Consider the following 3,059-nt stretch of genomic DNA (forward strand, 5'->3'; position numbering starts at 1 on the left):
CGACCGCGGCTCCCACCGCGGCGCGCAGGACGCGCCGGCGCCGTCCGCTTCCGGGCCCTCGCGCGCCTCCGTCCCCGAGATGCTGTCGGTCGGATCGGGCGCGTGCGTGCATGGGGCTCCTCGCGGTGGGGGGTGGCCCGCCGGGCGTGGTCGCCCGGCGGTGCGCCCGAGGATCCCCGATGGGCGCCGCAGCCGCCGCCCGCCTCCACAGCCACGGGCGGCCCGACGCGGCGCCGGCACCTCAGTCGAGGAAGAGCACCCGCAGCCGCCGCGTCGTGAATACCAGGCCGATCGCCGTCATCACCGCGAAGTAGAGGACGTGCCCGACGACCGCGATCGACAGCGCGCCCGTGGTGAACCCGCGCACCAGCTCCACGGCGTGCCAGAGCGGCAGGGCCTGGATCACCGCCTGGATCCACGGCGGGTAGACCGACAGCGGGTAGAAGGTGGCGGAGAACAGGAACATCGGCAGCAGGATGAAGTTGATCCAGTCCATCTGCTGGAACGTCTTCATGTAGCTCGTGACGGCCATGCCGAAGCTCGCGAAGGCGAGGGCGACGAGCACCACGGACGGCAGCGCGAGGATCGCCCACCAGGACAGGTTGAGGCCGAGCACCTGCATCACGATGAGGAAGCCCGACGAGTACACGACGCCGCGGAGCAGCGCGAGCGAGATCTCGCCGAAGGCCACGTCGAGCGGGCCGAGCGAGGTCGCGAGCATGCCCTGGTACAGCTTGGAGTGGTTCATCTTGAAGAAGACGTTCCACGTGGAGTCGTACACGGCACCGTTCATCGCCGAGACGGCGAGGAGCGCGGGCGCGATGTACGCGGCGTACGGCACGGGCTGCCCGGTGCTCGTCGTGACGTCCCCCACGAGGGAGCCGAGCCCGATGCCCATCGCGAGCAGGTAGAACACGGGCTCGAAGAAGCCGGAGACGACGACGGTCCAGTTGGTGCTGCGGGTCGCGAGGAGGCCGCGCGACAGCACGGAGCGCGCGTTGCCGGCGTAGAGCGCGCTGGTCCCGCGGCGGCGGACGGGCGGCCCGGCGGGCCCCGCGGGCCTCGAGGCGGACGACGCGCCCGCGGTCGGAGCGGTCACCTGCGGAGCCTCCTCGTGGTGATCCGCCGGGCCAGCGTCCACCCGACGGCGAGCCACAGCAGCAGGTACGCGACGTGCACGAGCGTGAGCCAGAGCGGCTCCCCGAGCCCGTAGGTCGCCACGCGGCCGAGCTCGGTGCCGTGCCAGAGCGGGGAGACCCAGCCGACCCACTGCAGCCAGACGGGCAGCTGCGTCAGCGGGAAGAACGTGCCCGAGAACAGCGACAGCGGCGTGATGACGAAGCGCAGCACCATCGCGATCTGACCCGTGTCCTGCTCCAGGGTGGCGACGTACGCCATGATCACGACGCCGATGGCCATGCCCGTCAGGAGCGCGGCGCCGATCGCGAGGAAGCCCGTGCCGAGGGGCACGGCGCCGAACAGCAGCATGAAGGCGAAGTACGCGATCGCCGTGGGGGCCATGCGGATGGCGACGCCGATGACCTGCCCGTCCACGACCTGGGCGGGCGTCAGCGGGGACGCGTTCATCGCCTGGAATACCGGGTTCCACTTGAAGGCGCCGAGGATCGGGTACGTGAACTCCTCGCTCGCGACCGTCATGGCGCTCGTCGCGAGGAGCGCGGGGGCGACGAAGACGAGGAAGCTGATCCCGAGCGCCTGGTTCGCGCCGGTGCCCTGGTCGACCACGGTCGCGAGCCCCACGCCGAGCGCGTAGAGGTAGACGTAGGGGCTGGCGATGCCGGTCGCGATGACCGTGCCGGCGTAGGCGCGGATCCCGAGCAGCCGGTGCTCGGCCGCGTACCAGGAGCCGAACCGGCGGGGACGCACGCCGGCGGCGAGTGCGCGGTCGCGGGCGGTGGCGCGGGGGGCGCGCGAGGCGTCGACGCTCATTCGACGAGGCTGCGGCCGGTGAGCCGGAGGAAGACGTCCTCGAGGCTGGAGCGGCGGACGAGGGTGGTGATGGGTGCGAGGCCCTGCTCGAGGATCCGGCTGAGCACGGCCTCGCCGTCGGAGGCGTAGACGAGCACGCGGTCGGGCAGGACCTCGACGCGGTCGCCGAAGCCGGCGATCTCGCGCGACGCCTCCTCGTTGCGGTCGGAGCCGAAGCGCACCTCGAGCACCTCGCGGCTCGAGTGGTCGCGGATGAGGGAGGCGGGTGAGCCCTCGGCCATGATCCGGCCCTCGTCGACCACGATGATCCGGTCGCACAGCTGCTCGGCCTCGTCCATGTAGTGCGTGGTGAGCACGAGCGTCGTGCCCTGCTCCTTGAGGCGGAACAGGCGGTCCCAGAGGATGTGGCGGGCCTGCGGGTCGAGGCCCGTCGTCGGCTCGTCGAGCAGGAGGATCCGCGGGTCGCTGATGAGGGCGCGGGCGATGGTGAGGCGGCGCTTCATGCCGCCGGAGAGGTCGTCGACCTTGGCGCCCGCGCGGTCGCTCAGCTGCGCGAACTCGAGCAGCTCGTCGGCGCGCGCCGCGACCTGCCTGCGCGGCAGGCCGAAGTAGCGGCCGTAGACGATGAGGTTGTCGCGCGCCCGGAGCTCGAGGTCGAGGTTGTCGGCCTGCGGCACGACGCCGAGCTGCGACCGGATCTCCGGGCCGTGCGTGTCGGGGTCGAGCCCGAGGATGTCGAGCGTGCCGCCCGTCCGCGAGGAGACGGCGCCGATCATGCGCATGGTGGTGGACTTGCCGGCGCCGTTCGGGCCGAGGAGGCCGAAGGACTCGCCGGGCGCGACCTCGAAGGAGAGTCCGTCGACGGCGACGTGGTCGCCGTACCTCTTCACGAGGCGGTCGGCGGTGATGACGGGAGTGGGCACGAGACCTCAGCCTAGGGAGCCGCGGGCGGATCGACCACGGGGTCGGACGCGGGGATCCGGGCGGGTCCCGGTCGAGGTCCCCGGCCGACGCCCCGCGCGCGGCGGACGCCCGGCGTGCGGCGCGTAGAGTCGCAGGGCGGATCACGGGACGCCCGGCACCGCTGCCCGCAGCAGCGACGGCCGCCC

General features: G+C 72.6%; 3 protein-coding genes. All 3 read right to left on the reverse strand.

What is annotated here, in order from left to right; genetic code table 11:
- Positions 1-241: 241 nt before the first annotated feature.
- Genes Q6969_RS14610 through Q6969_RS14620 form a run of 3 tightly spaced genes read right to left on the reverse strand, consistent with a single transcriptional unit; the run spans position 242 to position 2,873 of the window.
- Positions 242-1,099, reverse strand: a complete 858-nt coding sequence (locus Q6969_RS14610) for an ABC transporter permease (protein ID WP_317231098.1) — start codon at positions 1,097-1,099, stop codon at positions 242-244.
- Complete coding sequence (locus tag Q6969_RS14615) at positions 1,096-1,950, reverse strand: ABC transporter permease (protein WP_317231099.1); 855 nt, start codon at positions 1,948-1,950, stop codon at positions 1,096-1,098. The genes Q6969_RS14610 and Q6969_RS14615 overlap by 4 nt, the downstream gene beginning before the upstream one ends.
- Positions 1,947-2,873: an ATP-binding cassette domain-containing protein gene (locus Q6969_RS14620; RefSeq protein ID WP_317231100.1), complete on the reverse strand. Its 927-nt coding sequence runs from the start codon at positions 2,871-2,873 to the stop codon at positions 1,947-1,949. The genes Q6969_RS14615 and Q6969_RS14620 overlap by 4 nt, the downstream gene beginning before the upstream one ends.
- Positions 2,874-3,059: the final 186 nt, after the last annotated feature.

The organism is Clavibacter sp. MX14-G9D (assembly GCF_032917815.1).
In the GTDB taxonomy this organism is placed as follows: Bacteria; Actinomycetota; Actinomycetes; order Actinomycetales; family Microbacteriaceae; genus Clavibacter; species Clavibacter michiganensis_K.